Annotated in this window: 17 protein-coding genes; 7 read left to right on the top strand and 10 right to left on the bottom strand. The window is 64.2% G+C overall.

Annotated features, from left to right (window positions below; genetic code table 11):
* Window positions 1-12: 12 nt before the first annotated feature.
* Window positions 13-960, top strand: coding sequence for a GAF domain-containing protein (locus QTI05_RS25335; protein ID WP_286621196.1), 948 nt, complete (start codon window positions 13-15; stop codon window positions 958-960).
* On the opposite strand, the gene QTI05_RS25330 is transcribed toward QTI05_RS25335, so the two are convergent.
* Entirely contained in the window at window positions 957-1,796 is an 840-nt protein-coding gene (locus QTI05_RS25330) for a pirin family protein (protein WP_286621193.1), read from the bottom strand. The two genes, QTI05_RS25335 and QTI05_RS25330, sit on opposite strands and share 4 nt — an antisense overlap.
* Window positions 1,797-1,812: 16 nt before the next feature.
* On the bottom strand, window positions 1,813-2,190 hold the full coding sequence (locus QTI05_RS25325; RefSeq protein WP_286621191.1) for a DoxX family protein: 378 nt from the start codon (window positions 2,188-2,190) through the stop codon (window positions 1,813-1,815).
* Between the two features lie 129 nt (window positions 2,191-2,319).
* Here QTI05_RS25325 and QTI05_RS25320 point away from each other — a divergent pair, with 129 nt between their 5' ends.
* Window positions 2,320-3,249, top strand: a complete 930-nt coding sequence (locus QTI05_RS25320; protein WP_286621189.1) for a LysR family transcriptional regulator — start codon at window positions 2,320-2,322, stop codon at window positions 3,247-3,249.
* Between the two features lie 267 nt (window positions 3,250-3,516).
* On the opposite strand, the gene QTI05_RS25315 is transcribed toward QTI05_RS25320, so the two are convergent.
* The 4 genes from QTI05_RS25315 to QTI05_RS25300 form a co-directional block, all read right to left on the bottom strand.
* On the bottom strand, window positions 3,517-4,503 hold the full coding sequence (locus QTI05_RS25315) for an Abi family protein (RefSeq protein WP_286621188.1): 987 nt from the start codon (window positions 4,501-4,503) through the stop codon (window positions 3,517-3,519).
* Between the two features lie 123 nt (window positions 4,504-4,626).
* A complete protein-coding gene (locus QTI05_RS25310; RefSeq protein WP_286621187.1) occupies window positions 4,627-6,099 on the bottom strand; it encodes a type I restriction-modification system subunit M in 1,473 nt (490 codons plus the stop codon).
* Window positions 6,092-6,679, bottom strand: a complete 588-nt coding sequence (locus QTI05_RS25305; protein ID WP_286621185.1) for a restriction endonuclease subunit S — start codon at window positions 6,677-6,679, stop codon at window positions 6,092-6,094. The genes QTI05_RS25310 and QTI05_RS25305 overlap by 8 nt, the downstream gene beginning before the upstream one ends.
* Before the next feature lie 91 nt (window positions 6,680-6,770).
* Complete coding sequence (locus QTI05_RS25300) at window positions 6,771-7,493, bottom strand: hypothetical protein (RefSeq protein ID WP_286621184.1); 723 nt, start codon at window positions 7,491-7,493, stop codon at window positions 6,771-6,773.
* A 466-nt stretch (window positions 7,494-7,959) separates the two neighbouring features.
* Here QTI05_RS25300 and QTI05_RS25295 point away from each other — a divergent pair, with 466 nt between their 5' ends.
* The 3 genes from QTI05_RS25295 to QTI05_RS25285 are packed head-to-tail and all read left to right on the top strand — an operon-like array spanning window position 7,960 to window position 12,611.
* Window positions 7,960-9,276, top strand: a complete 1,317-nt coding sequence (locus tag QTI05_RS25295; RefSeq protein WP_286621182.1) for a DUF5623 domain-containing protein — start codon at window positions 7,960-7,962, stop codon at window positions 9,274-9,276.
* Between the two features lie 14 nt (window positions 9,277-9,290).
* Complete coding sequence (locus QTI05_RS25290) at window positions 9,291-11,687, top strand: type I restriction enzyme HsdR N-terminal domain-containing protein (protein ID WP_286621181.1); 2,397 nt, start codon at window positions 9,291-9,293, stop codon at window positions 11,685-11,687.
* 48 nt (window positions 11,688-11,735) lie between these two features.
* On the top strand, window positions 11,736-12,611 hold the full coding sequence (locus QTI05_RS25285; RefSeq protein ID WP_286621180.1) for a hypothetical protein: 876 nt from the start codon (window positions 11,736-11,738) through the stop codon (window positions 12,609-12,611).
* A 73-nt stretch (window positions 12,612-12,684) separates the two neighbouring features.
* Here QTI05_RS25285 and QTI05_RS25280 read toward each other — a convergent pair whose 3' ends face one another.
* From QTI05_RS25280 to QTI05_RS25265, 4 genes are all read right to left on the bottom strand, one after another.
* The gene (locus QTI05_RS25280) at window positions 12,685-13,380 is read right to left on the bottom strand and encodes a helix-turn-helix domain-containing protein (protein ID WP_286621179.1); all 696 of its coding nucleotides are present in this window, start codon (window positions 13,378-13,380) and stop codon (window positions 12,685-12,687) included.
* Window positions 13,381-13,631: 251 nt separating this feature from the next.
* Complete coding sequence (gene tcmP, locus QTI05_RS25275; RefSeq protein ID WP_286621177.1) at window positions 13,632-14,372, bottom strand: three-Cys-motif partner protein TcmP; 741 nt, start codon at window positions 14,370-14,372, stop codon at window positions 13,632-13,634.
* Entirely contained in the window at window positions 14,369-15,649 is a 1,281-nt protein-coding gene (locus tag QTI05_RS25270) for a three-Cys-motif partner protein TcmP (RefSeq protein WP_286621175.1), read from the bottom strand. Before QTI05_RS25270 ends, tcmP begins: the two co-directional genes overlap by 4 nt.
* Before the next feature lie 34 nt (window positions 15,650-15,683).
* Window positions 15,684-16,547, bottom strand: coding sequence for a DUF5131 family protein (locus QTI05_RS25265; RefSeq protein ID WP_286621173.1), 864 nt, complete (start codon window positions 16,545-16,547; stop codon window positions 15,684-15,686).
* Between the two features lie 402 nt (window positions 16,548-16,949).
* On the opposite strand from QTI05_RS25265, the gene radC reads away from it, so the two are divergent.
* Both radC and QTI05_RS25255 read left to right on the top strand, forming a co-directional pair.
* The gene (gene radC / locus QTI05_RS25260; RefSeq protein WP_286621172.1) at window positions 16,950-17,459 is read left to right on the top strand and encodes a RadC family protein; all 510 of its coding nucleotides are present in this window, start codon (window positions 16,950-16,952) and stop codon (window positions 17,457-17,459) included.
* Window positions 17,460-18,099: 640 nt separating this feature from the next.
* Window positions 18,100-20,106: a ParB/RepB/Spo0J family partition protein gene (locus QTI05_RS25255; protein ID WP_286621170.1), complete on the top strand. Its 2,007-nt coding sequence runs from the start codon at window positions 18,100-18,102 to the stop codon at window positions 20,104-20,106.
* Window positions 20,107-20,206 lie beyond the last annotated feature (100 nt).

The raw sequence follows: 20,206 nt of genomic DNA, 5'->3' as shown, positions 1-20,206 counted from the left end.
GGAAGCGGCCTCATGACTTCAACATTCATCAAGGCCGCGGAAGTCTGGTTGCCGAGCGACGACGGCTCCCTGCTCGAGTTCGGAAGCGGCGCATTCGGTTCCGCCAGGCGATTCGCGGCCATCAGCCGGGAGATGTGCTTCGGCCGCGGCGAAGGCCTGCCCGGCCGCGCCTGGCATGAAGGCCGGCCCATCCTGCTGCGCGAGTTCGAGGGCTCGAACTTCCGTCGCATCTCTGCCGCGCGCGACGCCGGCCTGACCTGCGCCGTCGCGCTGCCGCTTTTCGTGCACGACAGCCTCACTTCGGTGCTCGTGATCTTCTGCGGCCACGAGGCCAGCGCCGCCAGCTGTCTCGAGCTCTGGCATCGCGACGCGCGCATCACCAGCGACATGAGGCTCGTCGACGGTGCCTTCGGCCCGAACGCCGAGGCCTTCGAATCGGCCTCGCACGAGACCTACCTGCCGCGCGGCGTGGGCCTGCCCGGGCTGGCCTGGCAGCGCGGCGAAGCCGTGTTCCTGGAAGATCTGCCGGCCACCCCCGCACGCTTCCTGCGTGCGCAGGAAGCGGCCGACGCCGGCCTTCTGCGGGGCCTGGCAATCCCGGCCGGTTCGCGGCTCGAGGACAGCCATGCCGTCACCTTCCTTGCGGGTGCGACGTTGCCGTTGGCGCGGCGCATCGAGCGCTGGGTGCCCGCGGCGCAGGGCGAGGTGCTGCGGCGCGTCTACGCCTTCAGTGAACTGCACGGCGGCGCATCGCTCATCGAAGCCACCCTGCCCTTGTCAGCACCGACGGGATCGATCGCCAAGGCCTGGCTTGGCGGGGCGCCGGTGATCAATGACTGGCCGGCCTCCGAACCCGGCGCTCCCGCCGCAGCCGCGGCGGCGATCGGCTCCTCGGCGCTGTTGGCGATACCCGTGGTGTGGGAGGGCGAAGTGGTCGAGGTGCTGGCGCTGTACCTCTAGGTCAGCCGCCCCTCTTGCCGCAGGCGCGTGCCGATGCGCTGGATCTCGGCCTCGCCCTGCGCGAGCGCCGCCTTGCTCGTGTGCACCGAGTAGTAGCCCATTACCAATTCGTGCGGATGCTTCACCGCCGAGCCGAGCACGAAACTGGTTTCGCCGTGGGCCACGAAGTCGATGGCCTCGCCGGACTCCTCGAACATCGCAAGCTCGCCAGCACCGACCGGTTCACCCGCATCGAGTCGGCCCGCATTGACCGCAACCCAGGCCACGGTGTGGCCGGCGGGCGGCGTGTAGCGCCAGCGCTCGCCATCCTTCAGAACCACCGCGAGGTAGTTCATCGACGCGGGCGCCGGAATGGCGCTTTGCGCCGCGCCATAGCGCCCGAGCAGCACGCGCGCCGGGCCTTCCCGCGGCACTTGCGAAGGCGCAAGGTAGAGGCTTTGCGCAGGTGCGTTCTCTTCCGAAGCGGGCAACGCCACCCAGAGCTGGAAACCCAGCACCCGCGCATCGCTGACCGGCGCACCGGTGTGCCACACGCCGCTGCCGGCACGCATCCACTCCACGCCGCCGACGGGCAGCACGCCCTTCTGGCCGGTCGTGTCTTCATAGCCCACGTCGCCTTCGATCATGAACGTCAGCGTCGCGATGCCGGAGTGCGGGTGCATGCCGAAGCCCCTGTGCTCGGTCGGGGGCCTGAGGTCGAAGAGATCGAGAAACACGAACGGCTTCAGGAATTCGCCCAGGTCGCCCGGGCTCACGAGGCGCGTGATCGGGCCGTGCGTGCTGCCGCCCGTGCGGTAGACGATGGCGCGGGCCTCTGCGGCAAGGTCGGTTGTCATGCGGCTTCCCTCGCAGTCAACCGGCCGCACGGAGCGACACAGGCCGTAGCCGCCAAGCCACGAAGGCTGCGAGCGCACCGAGCACCACGGCCGGCGCGGGATTGCCACCGATCAGGAGCAGATGCGTCGCCACCGCGCAAACCATGATCGCGCCGAGCAGCAGCCCGCCGAAGAAGCCGGCAGCAGGCAAGAGCATCAGCACCGCGCCCGCGATTTCGACCGCACCTGTCACATAACGGAACCACTGGCCGAAACCGATGGCATCGAACACCTGAACCATCTGCGGCACGCCGGCGAGCTTGGAGACACCCGCAGCACCGAAGGCCAGCGCCAGAAGAATGCGAACGCCCCAGACGATGCGACGCTGCGTGGGGGAAATAGGAGAAGAAGCCATTGAAGGGATGTTCCTGCGTGTGCGTGGAGGCTAGAGGCGGCCGATGCACAGAAGATTAGGGCTGCATCCATTAATCGACTAGACCGCATAATCGGATTGCACTCGTCCATCAATAAGAGGAATCGCACCATGTTGGACCTGAACGACATCGCAGTATTTGTGCAGGTGGTGCGCCACGGCAGCTTTGCCGAGGCAGCGCGGCGGCTGGGCCTGCCGCCCAACACGGTAAGCCGGCGCATTCAGCAACTCGAAGCACGACTCGGCACGCGGCTGATGCAGCGCTCCACCCGCAAGCTCACGCTCACCAGCGCCGGCCACGCCTTTCACGAGCGTTGCGCGGTCGCGGTCGACGGACTGGTCGAGGCCGGGCGGGAGTTGATGACCGGCAGCCACCAACCCAGTGGCATGGTTCGTGTAGCCGCACCGGCCGACTTCTTCGACTTCTTCCCAATGGAGTGGGTGGCCGACTTTCTTGCCGCCCATCCGCTGGTGCGCCTCGACTTCGTGCTCAGTGATGCCAAGGCCGATCTGATTGCCGACCAGATCGATGTCGCGTTTCGCGGCGGCACGTTGCGCGACTCGGGCTATGTGGGTCGCCAACTCCTCGGCGCCAGAAGCGACGGCATGGTGGCAAGCCCCGCCTACGTCGCCGCGCGCGGCGCGCCTGCCACGCTGCAAGACTTGGTGAACCACGACTGCGTAACCTCCGCCCACCCTGCAGGCCGCGCCACCTGGCGCCTTGCCGGCCCCGATGGCACGGAAGAGGAAGTGCAGGTTGCCGGCCGCTTCAGCGGCAACACCGCGCAGGCGTTGCGCAAAGCCGCATTGGCCGGACTCGGCATTGCGCTGTTGCCGCCCGCGATGGCAACCCTTGATATAAAAGCCGGCCTGCTCGTGCGGCTCCTGCCGCAATATCAGCGCACGGGTCGCGGGCTGAGTGTGCTGTACCCGAGCCGGCGGCACCTGCCACTGGCGGTATCGGCCTTCATCGGGATGGTGCTGGAGAAGTTGAACGCGCAGGCGTCATTGCCGCCGGTGCTGCGTTCTGCACAGGGTTGAGGCGGGCGCCAGCAGACGTTAAAAAGCCCCTGATTCCGTCAAGAATCAGGGGCTTGGAAGACTGGTGGCCTGGGGCGGGTTCCAAAAAACCCCGCTAGGCCGCGTCAAATCTAACTTCTCACCGAATCCTGCATTCGCGGGTACACCTTGGGTACCACGAACTGCACGGATAACTGCAGTATACAGCCTCTTCGTAGCCCATCTTACGTCAGCATAACCCAACGATCCAAAGCACATGGACCCTGGCCGCGGGCAGGTCAACCAAGCTCATGGCGTGGTGCAGGTCAGGTGCCCGATCAGACGGTGCCCATCCTTAATGAGCACCGGCTGCTTGCGGCGCGCCGCGTACCTGAGCGCCTTTCGCAAGGATCTCAGGTTAGGTACTGTCGCGAGGTCGATTTCGGCCGGCGGCAGTGCGCGCCGGAAGTCGCTCAGCGTGTCGATCTGCAGCAGGTTCAGGCAGCGCAGATGCATGTCGCTGACCTTGTGCTTGGCCGCCACGGCCGGGGACAACCAGCCCAGCAGTTCAGTGACACGGTCGTACAGCATACGCAGTCGGTTCAGCGCATCGGCAGGCGTCGTGGGCGCAGGCGCCTGGATCGCCACCGGCGAGCCATGGCGGGAACGACTCTCAACCATCAGTGGTCCAAGCTTCCAGATGGGCTCGTGGTGAGCGATGCGATTTCGCAGCTCGTTGCACAGGTCGAGCCTGGCAAAGAGGGCGTCTCGGTGTTTCAGCTTGGCCCAGTAGCTTGCCTGTCGCTGCCGATGGCCGGGAAGAACGTCCAGGAGGATGGGTCCCCACGCCACGGGTTGTTGGTGAATATCGACCGTGAGATCGAGAAGGCGCGGCCAGAACCCGAATGTCAGGCCGGACACCACGTCATCGGGTGAGGGAGTAGGCACGCGCGGCAGCAACTGCTGACCCTGCTTGTAGTGCGTGACGTCCATGATCTTGGACTTCGACAGGCTGCTCAGGGCAACGTGCGCGTACCAGTCCTTGGAACCCTGGCCACCTACGGCGCCATAGCGCTGGCTCATGGCATGGTGAAATTGGTTCCGAAGCACCACCTCCACCAGCGAGATTGTGCGAAAAAGTACGGCGCTCAGGTCGTCGTTCCACTGGTAGAGTCCCAGTGCCTCACCGTCATCGGTGGCGCCGAAGAAGCTCCGGTAGTTGCTCAGTCGGGCGTGCGAAAGCGCCTGGATGTGCGCCAGATTCCCCGCCGGGTTGCCTTTGATCAATTTCAGCATGCGTGTTATACTTTCCCTGTAAGCGCTTGGGCAACATGGTTCAGTAGCTCCCTCTTCGGACGGACGCTGGGCTCCAAGACGCAAAAGAGGATGCGGCCGCGTAAGCGGCCGTTTTCCTTTGTGCTACGCATGACCGGCCTCCTCCAGCAACCCTGACAGCTTGGCTTCCAGCCGCGCCAGCTCAGACTTGAGCTGAATCCGCTCGGCTCGCAGGGCGTCCAGGTCAACCGGTTCCTCGTCTGCCACGGCCGCCACATACCGAGCCACGCTAAGATTGAAGTCGTTCGCCGCGATCTCGGCTGGGGCGACGAGGCGTGCGTACGGTGCAACGTCTTGCCGCCGGCGGTAGATGTCCTCGATCGTGCTCAGGTCGGACTCGCGCAGCACGTTCTGCGTCTTCCCATGCTGGTACGTGTGGCTGGCGTCGATGAACATCACGCCGTCATCGGCCTTCCGCTTGCGCAGCACAAGAATCGCCACCGGGATGGCCGTATGAGCGAACATCTTGGTTGGCAAGGCGATCACCGCATCGATCAGGTTTTCGCGGACGAGGTGCTCTCGGATCTCCCGTTCCGCCCCAGTACGAAAGAGCACACCCAAGGTCACGACCGCCGCCATGCGGCCCGTCCCAGGCGCGAGCGTCTCGACCATGTGGCTGAGGAACGCATAGTCGCCGGCCATCCGCGGGGGGACGCCGCGCCGGTAGCGCTGATAGACGTCTCTCTCCGCCAACTCGTGCCCCCAGTCGCGCAGCGAGAACGGGGGACTGGAGACGACGACATCGAAGCGCCTCAGCCCGCCAGCGGTATCGAGCAACTTGGGGTCGCGCAGGGTGTCTCCCCATTCAAGCTGATGATGGGTCTCACCATGGAGAACCATGTTCATCTTGGCCAGCGCCCAGGTCGAGCCGTTTTTCTCCTGGCCAAAGAGGGCACACCCATCCTCCCCCGACCTCGCCCTGGCGAACTGACTGCACGCGATCAGCAGCGAACCTGTTCCACAACAGGGGTCGCCGATGGCCTCGCCGCTCGTGGGTTCCATCAAGCGCGCCAGCAACTGGGACACCTCGGGCGGGGTGTAGAACTCGCCGCCCCACCTTCCCCCGAGTTCTGCGGTATGCCTGATCAGCGAGTCACATGCAAAGGCAGCACCTTCCTTCGCCAAGCTGTCGCCCTCGCCGAAGTTCAAAGCGCTGGCGTCGATCGCATCCAGCAGACGGCCAAGCACACGCTCCTTCTGCTCTACGTTTCCGAGCACGGTCGAATTGAAGCTGATGCCCTGGAAAACGCCGCGCAGGCCAGGGTTGGCCCGTTCGATTGCAGCAAGGGCCGCATCGATGCGTTCGCCCAAGCCAGCGCTGTCGCGCGCAGCGACGAGGCGGCCGAAGCGGGACTCGTCGGGCGCGCAATACGGGGCGTCGCCAGGGACTGCGGCGGCCTGGCCGCCGTGCGGCGACGCAACGTCAGAGAGAAACCTCACCAGCAGCATTGCCAGCACAAGGTCGCGGTACTCCATCGGCCCGCACATCCCCCGGAACGCGTCGCAGGCCTGGAGAACTGCAGACCGAATGGCTTCTTGTCGCGCGGGATCAAGCATCTTCGGCCCCACCCTGCAGCGCTTGGCGCGTCATATAGGCGGTCTCGGTCCGGTCGATCTCATTCAGGCGATGTCGAATGGCCACGATCTCCTGTGCCGTCTGGTCGAGTTCGGCAATCTGGCGCTGCTTCGCCATGGGAGGAATTTCGATTTCCAGCGAAAGAAGCGTAGCTTTGGTCAGCGCCTTGATCGTGGTGCCTGTCAACAGCAGAGAAATGCGCTTCTGCGTCGACGGGTTATTCAGCACCCAGACCAAGTAGCGCGCGTCCAGCTGGGTGTCCGGCCGGATCACGCTGAGCTGGCCCATGGGGAACACAAGATCCTCGGCGCCTTCGAAGAGCCAGGCCTTGTAATAGTCACCCCTTGACGGGATCACGACGTCGCCGGGTTGAAGGCAGTGCGAAAGGTGCCGCTCCTGCACATGCAGGCGGGGCAGTTCGTGCCAGCGCAGGGGTTTGCCAGCCACCAAGTCTCGGATGGCCAATGCCCGCACATTGCCGTCAGGACCCTCCTTGGGGGCCTGATCGCGAAAAACGACGGCGGTGTGGACTTTGGCGAGGGCGCCGAGCGGGCGGTTCATTCGATGCGGATGGTTCTACTGTTTTACGCAGTGTAACAGGCTTGCGCCAAAATGCAAGCAGTAGAACCATCCGCGATAAACTCGGCTGTCTTCACCCGGCCGCAGGGCCGCTTTCGAGGCTCTGACGGTAGGCCAGTTCATCCTCGTGGTCCTGGTCACGCCAACTGTCGTCCACGCCGCCGTAGCCACCCGCCTCGCCGAACACCAGCCCTGCCCGGCCCGCCTTGCGATAAGTCAGCCAGCCGCGGCAGTTCAGCGTGTCGCCGTTGAACATGCGATCGCCCTCTGGGTCGTATTCACCCGTCAGGTCACCTGCGGCTTCGATGGTCCACTCGTCCCGTGCTGCCCACAGGTCCGAAGTCGCGGGGCACGCGTCTTCCATTTCGGGCTCGTACGGGAACGACGCGTTGCTTTCGGCCATCGCGCCGGCCACGTCGTCCGAATCGGAGATTACCTGCGCCAAGGCCTCGCGGGCATGCGAGTCGTAGAAGTCGGCAACGCTCTCGTACACGCCGGCCTGGCCATCGCCGGCTTTCAACGCGGCGGTACACGCCTGAACGACCACAGGACCGTTCTGCAGGCCCAATTCGACCGCGCGTCCTGTTCCCAGCGGGACGTTGAGGACGTAGATCTCGGCGTCATCGAGGTGGTACTCGCGCGTGGTATCCGCCTCGTCCGCCGTCAGCGCGGCATGGGTGCGGTAGCCCAGCAATGCTGCAATGACTTCGGTGAGATGGGAGCGCTTGACCGTCAGGCCTTGCGCCACGAGTGCTTGGGAGGCCGTGTAGACGGCCGAGCGAGCGTAGTTGCTCATGGGAATACTCCACTGCTGTTCGAGCGCTGGACGTTTTGTCGCTGTCGAACAGCCGGTATCCCGGAGGGTTCAGAAGCGATGTACAGGAACTGACGAGAGCCTTTTTCAAGCTGTCCAGAGCTTTGGCGGGCGCCGGGCGCAATTTTACGCCTGGCGGCGTGGCGCCGCAAACGCCTGCGCCAGCCCTGCCCATATTCGGTCGAATGGCCTTGTTTACTGCGCAGTGAAGTTGTGCGTCGGCTGGCCGATCCGTAAGTCGGCCACGGCGCCGCTCGGGTAGTGGGTCGCATCGCACACCGGCGCGCCCGGTGCGATAATGGTGCCAAGGCTTCGGGCAGGAGCCTGCCACCCGTCATAGCAAAGCTGTTGACAGCACTGCCGACACTCCCTCTCTTCCCGCATGTCATGTTCGGGTTCGAGAAGCGGCAGACGGGTGACGTTTCGTCATGAACTCAGGAGCATTGTCATGTCGAGTGAAGCTATTCGTCCGTCCACCCTGGACGGCATCAAACGCCTCGCCAAGTCCCTCAAGGTCGAACGCGGGGTGCGCCATCTGCAGGCGCTGGACGCCGCTGCTCAGGCCGCGGGCTACCAGAACATCCGCCACGCGAACAATGTGTTGTCCGGCCGGCCGGCCACGGAAGCTCGGCGTCCTCGCCACCGCGTCTACCTGACGGCGTACTGGAAGGACAAGGAGAGCGGCAGCAGTGGCCGCGAGACCCTGTCGCTGGAGTTGCCGTGTCCCTGGGACGAACTGATCACCCTGGCCCAGTTGGAGAACCATCGCGCCCTCGTGCACTTTCGCGCCGAAGGCCCTGACCACCTGGCGCGCGAACACCTGCAGCGCACGCAGTCCGAGGCGCGTCGCGCCGTCTGCACCGCAGCCCGCGCGTTGCAGTTCATGGGGGCCACGCGGCTGCGGCCCTCGAAGAGCCACAGCCGCGCCTTCCCGGGCGGTCGATCCAGCAACGCGATTCCGGGTCGCGACCACTACAGCGTCTGGTACGACCGCGACACCAAGCGCTACCTGTTCGTCGACGAACCCTACGAGGAAGCAGCAAAGGGGAAGTTGGCCGAACGCCAGGCCTGGGCGGACAAGCACGGATTCACGGTGATCAAGTCGACGTGGCCGGGCATGTACGCCCCCGACGGGGGCTCGCGCCTGTACCTGGTCGCTGATACCGCCAAGGGCGTCGCGCTGGAGCCCATCACCGCTGCGCTGGACCGGTTGCCGCCACCCATCGTCGAGGAGGCGTGGCGCGGCGAATCAGCCCCCATGCTGCCGTTCTTCGTGAGCCCTGGTGCCCTGGCCAAGCTGGCGGCCGCGAAGGACAAGCCGCCGGCCACGCGCAAGGCCGCAGTGCCCCGCAATTCGGTCGGCTACGTGCAGACCTTCGTTGGTCCGCAGCGCCGTCCGAAGGGGCGCATGCCGATCGAAGCGCATGCCGAGGTGGGACGCCTGCTGAAGTCGGTGCTGACAGCCACCTACCAGCGCAAGGGTGTGTACAACCGGGTCAACGCCGTTCGCAGCGAACTCGACGAGTGGACGCAGCGCGAATACAACCGTGCCGAGTTGGCCTCCGAGCAGTTCTTCGAGCTGTACTACCACGAGTCGGGCTCGACGTTCGAGCGCGCACTGCCGGTGGCCGAACGCGCGCGTCACGATGACAGTCTGGCCCAGGCGAAGCAAATGCTCAGCGCGCACTACCCGGATTGCCCCCCGTTGCGATCTCTGCTCAAGAAGATCGACGCTGCGCAGAAGTCGTTGCAGACCTGGACCTGAAGGAAACCATCGCAATGTCTCGCGCACAACAAGACCAACAAGCACAGCCGACCGCGTCGTCCTCCGTTCGTCCCGAGGCCGAGCTGGAGAGCCGGTTGGCAGCGGCGCTGTCCGCTGCCTTCCCAAACATCCCGCGCGAACAACTGACCGAGCAAAGGCGCTTCACGGTGCGCCTTGGGCATGAAACGCACGACTTCGACAGTGCGGCCCAATGGGAAAAGAGCGGGCGGGCGGACGTGATCATCTGGCACGGCGGACGCCCGCTCGCCGTGGTGGAACTCAAGCGGGAGGATCTTCCGCTTACGCTCGCGGACTACGAACAAGCGCAAAGCTACGCGAACCAGTTGACGCCGCGACCACCCCTTGTCGTGGTGACCAATGGTCGTGAGACACGCGTGTACGACGCCAACACGGGCCAGCTGTGGTCTGGCGCAGAAGACGCCGCAAAAGAGGTGCAGCGCCTGCTGGTCAACGCAGCCAAATTGGCTGCGGCCGACATGCGCTGGGCGACCGAGGCCTTGATGGGCAGGGAAACCGGCGTCTGGGTGCCCATCGTGCGCTCCGCCACCGCCACACTCCTGGCTGAAATGACCGACCCTCCCGGAGCGTCGGATCGGCCCTTCGCCCAGCTCCTGCTGTTTCCCCGCCTGAGCAGCTTCGCCGCAATCAAGTCGGCTCGCGCCGGCACCGGCTTCACGCTGATCGAGGGAGCGGCCCAAAGCGGCAAGAGCAGTTGCCTGCGTGAGGTCGCGCTGCGCACGCAAGAAAGCGACGACCTGGCTGTCCTGATGTTGCGGGGCTCAGGCCCTGGACTGTTCCAGTCGCTGGCCAATCTCTTCGCCGCGGAATTGGAGTGGAACCTGACTGCCAACGACGCTCGCCAGTGGCTGCGGCGCATGTCCAATGGGCTCGCCGGCCCGGCACTTGTACTTGCCGTCGATGATGTCCAGCCCGGCACGGCGATGGCCGCAGACCTGGAGGAATTGGCGAGCCTGCGCCCTGGCAAGAAGCTCAATGTCATCGTGACGACTGAAGCTGCCGATCGGCTGGCCAAAGGCCGTAACGGCCGCACGCCAACGGCGTTGGGAACCAACGCGGAGACGATCGAGATTGGCGCCCTGGGCTTGGAGGAGTTTCAAGCGGCTCAGCGCAACTTGGCCAATCACAAGATCATGTTCCAGCAAGGCGCCGAGTACGCGGAGGACTATCGCGCGCCCTGGGTGCTGCGCACGATCTACGACGCCGCCGCGCGCGATCCGCGGCACCAGGACCCGAACCGCAGCCTGCTTCTTCCACCGGCTCTGGGCATGGAACTCGTGGATGCGGCGCGTCGCAGCTTTGCCGGGCAAGAAGACCTCATGCGCGGCTACCGCGTGCTCGCACGCTGCGCCCTTGCGGACACAGGCGCCCGTTCCGCCGAACTTTCCCTGGCAGCCGCCAACGGCTTCGTCGTGCGGCAGGACGCACTGTCCTCCGAGGGTCGCGACGCGCTGCGCGAACTCAGTTCGATTGGAGCGGTACGTGTCTATCGGCACCCCGGGGGTGAGGACGTGGTTGTGCCGACCGTTCCCGCCGCCTTTCTGAAGGAGCTGGCGGATGCTGCGGGTGAAGAGCTTGAGCGGCGCGCGGAACTCGATCCCCGTGAGGCTGGAGTCTGGCTAGGCAATCGCCTGGGCGCGACATATCTCGGTGACCTGGTCGGCGCTCAAGCGATCCGCGCCATGGCGGACAGGACGGGCGGATTCAGCTCTGGAATCATCGAAGGCTTACTCTCCAGCGAGCCCACGGAGGAGCTCATGGAGAATGCATTGATCGCGATGGCCGCGCCTAACGGTCGACTGATTCACTTGAAGATCGAAGACGGCAAAGTGTGGCTGTCCAACCGCCATGGCGACATCAGCGGCGAGCCCGTGGACCTCGGGGCGGAGCGCTCGCGCACCTATGGGAATGCGACCGCGTGGATGATCCTGGGGCAATTTGCCAGACTTCCTACGGCGGTGGTCGGCGACGACAGCCAGCGGATGGACGCCTGGGTACTTCTGGAAATTGGCCAATGCAAGTTTCCCTTGCTCCGGGTGAATGAAGAAGGGCTGGGCCACCTCGAACACGATCTTGGCGACGGCGGCCGCGTCCTGTGCCAGGATCAAGGTCCGATCGAAGCAGCGACACAGGCCATGGCCGACCTGTTGTCCCGTCGTTGGGCGCATGCCGATGCCTGGGTCGATGCCGCACTCGAGACAGGCTCGCTGCCGCTGCTGCACCGATTGACGATCGCGCTGCGCACGGTACGGATGCGCAACATCCCCCGCCTGTCCGAATGGGCTGACGAGAAGCTCTCGCAGCATGTTCTTCCCGCCCTCAGTGCTCTTCTTCGAGCAACGCTCGCGGGACCAGCCGAGGAAGCTCCATAGTTGCGTATGACGTCCATATGCCGCATGGAGTTTGGCTATCACCCTGACTTGATCGCGTTGTCATCGGGACCGGTTTCGATTTCGGCGCTGCCCGGCATCGCCTCGGCGAAAGCGGACATCGAAAGCAGCGAGACCTTGGACCAGGACTGGATCTATGCGCCGCCGCAGCTCGTTAGCAATTTGGGCGGCGGCGTCCACCAACGCCCGTACTCGACTCGCGTCTTCGGACTCCCGAAAACGCACGTGATTGCGCACGCGCTGTGCGAGGGACACGACCACCTCACCTTCCACCTGTGGGCCTTGTCGTTCTTCACGGGAATGCGGCTGACCGCGACGGAAGCCGGTTTCGTCGACGCGACGCCCATCAAGCCGGGCAAGCTCGTCGACTTCGTGATGCTCGGTCGGGGACTCGCCGACGCGCTCGACCTGGCCGAGACCTACTGGACGCTCCATCGGTCGTCCCCGGACCGCGCCAGGTTGATCGCGGCCGCCGTCCACGCTCTGTTTCTGGGCCAGAACCCGCGGCATCTTGAATTCGGGCGGTTCATCCTGCTGTACACGGCGATCGATGTGTGTTTCGCACTCGCCAAGGCCGTCAAAAGACCTACCCGGCCCGTTCGTCATGCTGGCCGCGTGAAGTGGATGTGCGATGCGTTCGGCATGCCCACTCCGGCCTGGGCTGACCCCGCGTCCGGCGCTGAAGTCGCGTCGCTGCGCAACGAGACGGTGCATGAAGCCCTGTTCATGGGAGAGCCCCTGGGCTTCGCCGTCCATGGGGCGGGAGCCAATCAGAACCTCACGCTCGAAATGCGGGCACTGGTCTGCCGGTTTGTCGTGGCGCTGCTGGGAGCGGATGGTTGTGACTACGTTCGCTCGCCGGTCAACACGTGGCAGCGACATGGACTGAACTTGGCCGCGCCATGACCAGTGCGTGTGAGCCCCATGAACCAGGTTCGACGAGGCGTTCGCGCGACCAGTTGCGAATGCGAGACTTCGGCTAAAGCCGAATCCCGCCAGATTTCGGCGTCGCGAACTGCTCCGGCTCTTTGCCGAGCGGGAACGCGACAACGTAGAGCACGCTGACCGGCATGGGCTTGGCGTCCGAATCCGTCCCCCACTTCACTTGCATCTTGCGCTCGGCATAGCGCAGCGAGACGCCGAGCGTTTTCAGCGCGTCGATCCGCGCCTGCAGCTCGTCATACACCTCGAACTTCGTCGTCTCGGTGTACGCGTCTGCGCAGTCGCGGTAGTCGCGGAAGTAGTCCACCAGCTCGGCGAACGTCTCGTCGGCCTCGCGGCTGAGCTCGAAACCGGGCTCTGACAGATCCATCATGTGGAGTTCGACAAGCTTCGCCAACTGCTTGCCCGTCGTGAGGGGCAATGCGGTCAGTGTGACGTGCTCGCGGTCGAACTTCTCCTTCTGAGCCTTGAGTTCCGCTTCGGTCGGGATCGTGAAGGGCTTGTTCAGAACGTCCACGTCCTCGAAATCGAACGCGCGGGCCAGTGCTCGGCGCGTGTCCAGACTCGCCGCCTGGCTCTGCTCGACCCGTTGGATGGTGCGGACGTTCAGGCCGGAAATTTCCGCCAGTTGCTCCTGAGACCATTGGCGCACTTCCCGGAACAGCCGGACGCACAGGCCCAGTTCTGCAGGGGTCAGCAGGCGCGCCTGTGGCGCTTGTTCGGTGGCATTCATTTGCAGCTCCATTGTCGTTGGTCGGTGCAATGCAGTATGGGAATGGGTGACCATCGTCACCACGACAGCGGCCCGACAGCAACCCGTCCTGGCGTCTCGGCGGACCGCCGCCGCGTCATCGAGCAGCTTGAAAGGCAAGTCGAACCCTAGAAGTCGAACTCACGATTGACACCTTGCGCCACATCACCCCAGATCCTGTTCGGAAGTTCGTGGCGGCTGAAGAAAACCAGGTGGTAAAGGGGCCGATTTCCCTAGTCGCGGACAAGGGGCATACGTTGGCTGATGGAGAAGCCAAGGCCTCTTACCAAGCCGCACCAGTAGTCGAAGAATGCTTCGTCGGCGTCGCCGCGCACGAAGGCGGCGGGATCCACATGCTGTCGCCAGCCCGGTGCCGCAGCGTCGAAGCGCGCACGCTCCGGGTTGTATTCCATCAGCACATTGCGTCTCAGGTCCATAGTGCTGAAGTGCACGGCGAAGTCGATGTACGTCAGGCGCGCCAGCTTCTCGATGACGCTGAATGAAAGGTACTCAAGGTTGTACGGGTCCAGGTAGGCGAGACACAGCGCGTTGCTGGGAATGACCTTGAGCACTTGATCGACGGTCGCTTCCGCGGCGCCCGGAAATGCGCGCGCTGGTGCACCCATGGCGAGCAATCGCTCGGCGCATGCCGATGCTCGCGCGGCGTCTAGATCGCCGACAAGACACGCCGTGAAATCTGCGCCATCGCGACGAGAGTGTTGCCAAGCGATCTGAGCGCCACCAGGACGCGTCATCGTCTCTCCCTTGACCTGAATACGACCGGGACCGCTGAATAGATCCACGTACACACGTTGCTTGAATTTCTCTCTGGCCCGCCGAGTGCCCTCGACATACTTGGCCAGGAAGGTGTGTTTCATCTCCGGAACCCAACGGCCAACGCCTTCCCCAGCGCGTCCCAGTTCCACAGGTAACAATGGCAGCGGATCGGCGTCCTGCGCGAGCTGAAAACTCATGCCTGATCTCCCGACGGACGACTGAACAGCGCCGACTGACGGCTGCGTTCGATCCAGTCGGTATCGCTTATGTACCTAGCTCGCTTCCGCGCGGTTCCATCTTCTGACTTGATCACGATGTCCTGATCACCGACCAGCACTTCGAGGGCTTCCTTGTACATAGTCGAAGTGCCGGGTGAGGTATTGCAGGTAGAGGAAAACAGTTCTCCCATACGGACTGGCTGATCGCGCTTGAAGATATTTTGAGCGAGTTGTTGAACCAGTGCCTCGGCCGACTGCCGCTGCGCAACGTCATCGAAGCAGAAGCCACCATTGAACTCCTGTCTGAAACCCATGGTATGGGTCGCGAGCATGTCCAAGCCGGGGCCGCCGTAGTGGATAAAGTGGTTCTGGTGCTTCCAATGCACCTGCTTCATGACATCCTGCGCGCGCGGATGCCGCGAAAGATGAACCAACCAGTACTCGCCGTGACCGCTTCCTTCGCCGCGAATGAAGAACGGGGTGAAATACTCTGCGCCGCAATTGCGAACCAATGCCTGGTACAGCGCTGCCTGAATGAAGCGGCGCCAATCGGCATCATCCTCCTTGATCTGCTCGATCGACTTTCCGCCCAGCGCGGATCGGATATCTATGGCCAGTTTTCCGGAGACATGGTCCGTGAATTCGTCGTTGGTATATGTCGCGAACGAAGAGACGTGAAAGGTCAGTACCACCTCGCTACCAGGAAGCTCCGAGAAGATTCGCTGGATCAGCGGTGCAGGCACATCGCTGTAGCCGTACTGATCCAGAAAGAAGAGGGCCGTCGTCGCGCGCGGTGTATGGTCCTTGACGAGTTTCAGAACTGCGGGCGATGCCGCTGCAAACTCATCCCGCATGAGATGAATGGAGCGATTGATCTCAGCACCGTATCCTCGATCGTTGAGAACCTTGGTGAGGTGAGAAAGCGCGCGTGCATCCTTGTCGATGAACACGTACTGAACATCCAGTTCGATGGGTTTGGTCCGCCCCAGGTTGATCAGGACGCGAGCTTCCTCGACAGCTGCCAACATGCGAAGCGGGGAGCCAAGGACTTCCTGCTGCTTTCCCCGGATCGTGTAGAGACCACCACCGCAGAACCCGTCCACAAGCGTGATGCGCAGTCTTTCCCGGCCGCGCGCATTGAGCGTCCGCTGCTCGAAATAGCGAAGAAGATATCCGACCAGTACCTCATGCTTTGTCAGGCTGTGCGCGTCAAGCTCCGCAGGTCCGTCTGCCCAGTCATAGTGGTTCTGTGCCAAGAGCGAGCCTTTCTGCGGTATTGGGCGGTGGTTGCTAAACCGGCCTGCCTGGACTTGGAAATTGGTCCCAGTGGCGACCACCCAGCGAGCGTCCGGCTTTCCCTTTTCCGACTGCAGCCAGCTTGACCTCCGAGCCATCGCGCCGAACGATATGGATCGCGGTGCGCGCCGTCAAAGCATTTGCGGCTTGTTCAATGGGGGCCCAGTGGCCCCATTGTTTGAAGTGAAATGCTACGCCGGCTGAGTTGCATTGTTTGCGTAGGTCCTCAGGCCACTGGGGTTCCATAGGCCGTGAACCTGGACCGGACTCGCCGCCGGCGATGACCCAGTCCACTCGCGTTCCTGTGGCGCCGATTTGAAGCCACTCTCGCAGATCCAGGGGGCCGAGCAATGGTTCGCAAGAGAGGAAGCGAACCGATGGCGTCGTGAATTCCATAAGGTACTTCAAGCGCTTGCCGGCGGCAGCCTGGTTCTCTACGGTTGCGCCGAGCCAAACGTTTGACGGCAGTTGGTAGCCCTTCGGCAATTGCTTGCGAACCAGATGGATTCGCTTCGTGAGCAGCAACCAATCCAGATGCGGTGTTGCATCGATGAGTTCGAGGAGACGCAGCCGGTGCGGGATCAGATCTTTGCGGTTCTCGAAGACATCCGCCATGGACGCGCAGAACACGCGTCGCCGGACGTTTTGAGCCCTGGCTTCGCGATCCCATTTCAGTGGTTCTTTCCAATGGGCGTCGCCAAAGAACCGGCGCTCGGACTTCGCACCCCAGACATCCTCGCCCAAGCGTTTGGCCCAAGTCTCCGCGTAGCAATGGTCGCAAGCAGCGGACACGCGCACGCAACCCCACCAGGGGTTGAAGGTGTGGTGTGTCCACTCGATGCTTGTTTCTTTTCCCATTGGCAACTCGCTGTGATGTATTGTAACGGACTACTGTAGTTTTATCCAGCTTCGGCGTGGGCGGGAACTGGTTGCTCGGCGGCGCCATTTTGGCGTCACGGCACTGGATGCCGCCGGGCTCGCGGGCGTTGCCCCGCGCCTCGTGCCGAGTCGCGGCCATTCGGCTTTGATCCCTGACGCCTCCGGCCGTCTCTGCGTTCCCGCCTGCGCGCTCCGCTTGCCGATGGGTGAGGGGGTGGGCTGGCTTGCTGTTCCCTACACCGTAGCACGCCGTTCTCGTCGTCAAGGTCTGCGCGCACCTTGTGCGCTTGCGTCCTGGCGGCCGTCTTCGAACCCTGACCACTGCGCTGCGCCGTGCTGGTGCCGGTCTCGGGCAATCCCGCCCGATTCACGGAGCCGACGATGGCACACGATCTCTTTTCTTTTGATTCTTCCGTTCTTCTGGTCCGCGATGTCGCGGGCGACTACCGGCCGGCCGATACCGGCGAGGTGCTGCAGGCCGCGCAGCGGCTGCTGGGGCAGCAGTTGCAGGGGCGCGAGGTGCTGTCGTCGCCGCAGGTGGTGCGCGACTTCCTGTGCGTCAAGCTCGGAGCGCTGGAGCATGAGGTGTTCGCGGTGCTGCTGCTCGATGCGCAGAACCGGCTGATCGAATACGTCGAACTGTTCCGCGGCACGGTGAGCCAGGCGTCGGTCTATCCGCGGGAGGTGGTCAAGGAGTCGCTGGCGCGCAATGCGGCGGCGCTGGTCCTGGTGCACAACCATCCATCACGGGTCGCCGAGCCTTCGCGGGCCGATGAGCACCTGACGCAGACGCTGAAAGCGGCGCTGGCGCTGGTGGACGTGCGCGTGCTGGACCACCTGATCGTCGCGGGCCGCGACGTGCTGAGCTTTGCGGAGCGCGGGTTGCTGTGACACAAAGGGCCTGCGGGCCCTTTGATTCTTTCTTTGTCGTGCGCGCTGCGCGCGTGGTCGGGGGTCTCCAGGGGACTGGCTAAAGCCAATCCCCGCCGCGCAAGCTTGGCGCCCCTCGATGCCGCCGAACAGGCGGCGCCTGATCGGCCAGCGCACATTGCCGAAGCGCGCTCCGCGCTTGTTCACCTCCAGCTAGGCGTGCCCACGACACGCGGTGGCGCTCGCCGCGCGGCCGTGGGTCCGTCGCTTCCCTGGCCGTTGGCCGGGAATCCGTCTTTCCCTTCCCTCATCGCTGATCCCGCGACCGTAGCCACCGAGGCCTGGCCGTCAAGGCGCGCAGGGCCGTGTCCTCGCCTTCGGCTGCGGGCCGCCCCAACCCTGCGCTTGTTTCCTTGACGGCCAGTCCCCGCCGGCCCGGTTTTTCGCGGGCGATGAACTCAGGAAAGACGGCGGCAACGGCGACCAGCCCAGGTCACTGCGCCGAACCCACCGAAGCCAACACCGGGCTCCGAATCTTGGAATCCGGCTGGGGTGGGGAACCACAGGAGAGCCGCGCATGCAGACACCGACATCTTGAACCCCCTTCCGCTTTTTTTTTCTTCATTTTCAAGGTCCCGACACGGGACAGGAGTTTTCAAATATGAACACCGCTACCCTTCACGAAACCACTGCCGTCGCCGCTGCTGTCGCAGCCGTCACGGCTGCGCAGGAACTGCTGCTGATTCCGCTGTCCAAGCTGCGGCCTTCCAGCCGCAACGTGCGCAAGAGCGGCGGCACGTCGATTCCCGAACTGGCCGCGAGCATCGCCCGTGTGGGCTTGCTGCAAAACCTCAATGTGGTGCTGGCCGCTGATGGCGAGCACTACGAGGTTGTGGCCGGTCGCCGTCGCCTCGCCGCGCTCAAGCTGCTGGTCAAGCGGCGCAAGCTCGCCAAGGACTTCGAGGTGGCCTGCCTGCTGGGGTCTGATGCGGCGGCGCGCACGGTAAGCCTGACCGAGAACGTGCAGCGCGAGGCCATGCACCCGGCCGACCAGTTCGAGGCTTTCGCCGATCTGGTGGCCGAGGGACGGCCCATCGAGGACATTGCCGCCGACTTCGGCGTGACCCCGTTGGTTGTGCAGCGGCGGTTGAAGCTCGCCAACGTCTCGCCGCGCCTGCTGGCCGACTACCGGATTGATGCAGTGACGCTGGAGCAGCTGATGGCGCTTGCCATCACCGACGACCATGCGGCACAGGAAGCGGCGTTCTATGCGTCCCCGCAGTGGCAGCGCAGTCCGGAGGCGCTGCGCGATCACCTCACGCACGAGGAAATCGATGCGAACCGCGATGCGCTGGCGAAGTTCGTAGGGGTTCCGGTCTACGAGCAGGCTGGCGGCGCTGTGCGGCGTGACTTGTTCGCGGATGAACAGAACGGCATCTTTCTCACGGACGCGGCCCTGCTTGAGTCGTTGGCGAAAGACCGGCTCGCGCCGATGGCCGAGCAGGTACAGGCAGAGGGCTGGGGTTGGGTGGACGTGGCCCCGCGTGCCACCTACGCCGACCTGCACCAGTTCCAGCGCATGCGCAGCAAGCGGCGCGAGCCGAGCAAGGCCGAGACCAAGCGCATCGCCAAGCTCGAAGCGCTGCAACGTAAGCTGCAAGACCGCCTCGACGACGAGAACGAGGACATGACGGACGAGCAGGCGCAGGCTGCGCAGGACGAGATGGACGGTCTGGGCAACGAACTCGAAGCCATCGAACGCACGCTGGTGGTCTATCCGCCACGCACGATGGCGGCGGCGGGGGCTGTGGTGTCGCTCGACCACATGGGCGGTGTGATCGTGCATCGTGGGCTGCTGCGCGAAGAGCAGGCCAAGACGCTGCGGCAGCAGGAGCGTGATGGGCACAGTCCGGATGACGAAACCAAAGGGGGCGGCGAACAGCAGGAAGCCAAACTAACCATTTCTGAGAGGCTGGTCAAGCGTCTGAGTGCCCATCGAACCGCCGCCCTTCAGGCGGAAGTTGCTCGGCACCCGCAGGTGGCCTTGGTCGCCGTGGTGCATCGGCTTGCATTGCGCGTCATTCATGACGCGCACTACGGTTCGCCCATCAACATCACCGCCAATCCGCAAGACAGGCTGGAGCAGTACGCCCCAGACGTGGCCGAGGCACCGGCTGCTGTGGGGATGCGGCAGGTGCGAGAGGCTTGGGCTGAACGCCTGCCCCACGACCCGAATGCGCTGTTCGCTGAGTTGCTGGCAATGCCACAACAGGAACAGCTGTCGTTGCTGGCGGTGTGCGTGGGCTTTACGGTAACGGCCATCGCCTCGCGTGAGGACGAGGCCCCGGCTGCTGCGCTGGCGCAGGCCGTGGGGCTGGACATGCACGCGTGGTGGACACCGACCGCAGCGGGCTACTTCGATCACGTTTCCAAGGCCAAGGCACTGGAAGGGGTGCACACCTTCGCGTGCGGTGAGGTGAACCGGCTCGGCAAACTCAAGAAGGCGCAGATCGCCAGCGAGGCCGAGCGGCTGGCGGCGGGTACAGGCTGGCTGCCCGCGATGTTCCGCGCCCAGGAGGCAGTGGCAGTTGACGTTGCAGGCGCTGAACCGCTTGCTGAGGGGCAGGCTGATGCCGAAGCCCAAGAGGACGCGCACGCAACGGTGTGATCCTCATGAATCCCCGGCCGCGAGGCCGGGGATCGAGAAATCGGCGCGACGCGCGCGGCAGGTTTGCCGCGCGCGTTTTAACTTCCGGAACGCACAAGCC

This window comes from Variovorax fucosicus, from assembly GCF_030316825.1.
Lineage (GTDB): Bacteria > Pseudomonadota > Gammaproteobacteria > Burkholderiales > Burkholderiaceae_C > Variovorax > Variovorax fucosicus.
The sequence above is the reverse complement of the archived record's forward strand: the minus strand, read 5'-3'. Positions and strand labels throughout refer to the sequence as shown.

Excerpts from the sequence above, each read along its gene's own strand:
- QTI05_RS25315 (WP_286621188.1), bottom strand. The coding sequence starts at position 4,503 with ATGCTGAAATTGATCAAAGGCAACCCGGCGGGGAATCTGGCGCACATC.
- QTI05_RS25330 (WP_286621193.1), bottom strand. The coding sequence starts at position 1,796 with ATGACAACCGACCTTGCCGCAGAGGCCCGCGCCATCGTCTACCGCACG.
- QTI05_RS25320 (WP_286621189.1), top strand. The coding sequence starts at position 2,320 with ATGTTGGACCTGAACGACATCGCAGTATTTGTGCAGGTGGTGCGCCAC.
- QTI05_RS25280 (WP_286621179.1), bottom strand. The coding sequence starts at position 13,380 with ATGAATGCCACCGAACAAGCGCCACAGGCGCGCCTGCTGACCCCTGCA.
- QTI05_RS25265 (WP_286621173.1), bottom strand. The coding sequence starts at position 16,547 with ATGGGAAAAGAAACAAGCATCGAGTGGACACACCACACCTTCAACCCC.
- QTI05_RS25290 (WP_286621181.1), top strand. The coding sequence starts at position 9,291 with ATGTCTCGCGCACAACAAGACCAACAAGCACAGCCGACCGCGTCGTCC.
- QTI05_RS25295 (WP_286621182.1), top strand. The coding sequence starts at position 7,960 with ATGTCGAGTGAAGCTATTCGTCCGTCCACCCTGGACGGCATCAAACGC.
- QTI05_RS25255 (WP_286621170.1), top strand. The coding sequence starts at position 18,100 with ATGAACACCGCTACCCTTCACGAAACCACTGCCGTCGCCGCTGCTGTC.
- QTI05_RS25335 (WP_286621196.1), top strand. The coding sequence starts at position 13 with ATGACTTCAACATTCATCAAGGCCGCGGAAGTCTGGTTGCCGAGCGAC.
- radC (WP_286621172.1), top strand. The coding sequence starts at position 16,950 with ATGGCACACGATCTCTTTTCTTTTGATTCTTCCGTTCTTCTGGTCCGC.
- QTI05_RS25305 (WP_286621185.1), bottom strand. The coding sequence starts at position 6,679 with ATGAACCGCCCGCTCGGCGCCCTCGCCAAAGTCCACACCGCCGTCGTT.
- QTI05_RS25310 (WP_286621187.1), bottom strand. The coding sequence starts at position 6,099 with ATGCTTGATCCCGCGCGACAAGAAGCCATTCGGTCTGCAGTTCTCCAG.
- QTI05_RS25300 (WP_286621184.1), bottom strand. The coding sequence starts at position 7,493 with ATGAGCAACTACGCTCGCTCGGCCGTCTACACGGCCTCCCAAGCACTC.
- tcmP (WP_286621177.1), bottom strand. The coding sequence starts at position 14,372 with ATGAGTTTTCAGCTCGCGCAGGACGCCGATCCGCTGCCATTGTTACCT.
- QTI05_RS25325 (WP_286621191.1), bottom strand. The coding sequence starts at position 2,190 with ATGGCTTCTTCTCCTATTTCCCCCACGCAGCGTCGCATCGTCTGGGGC.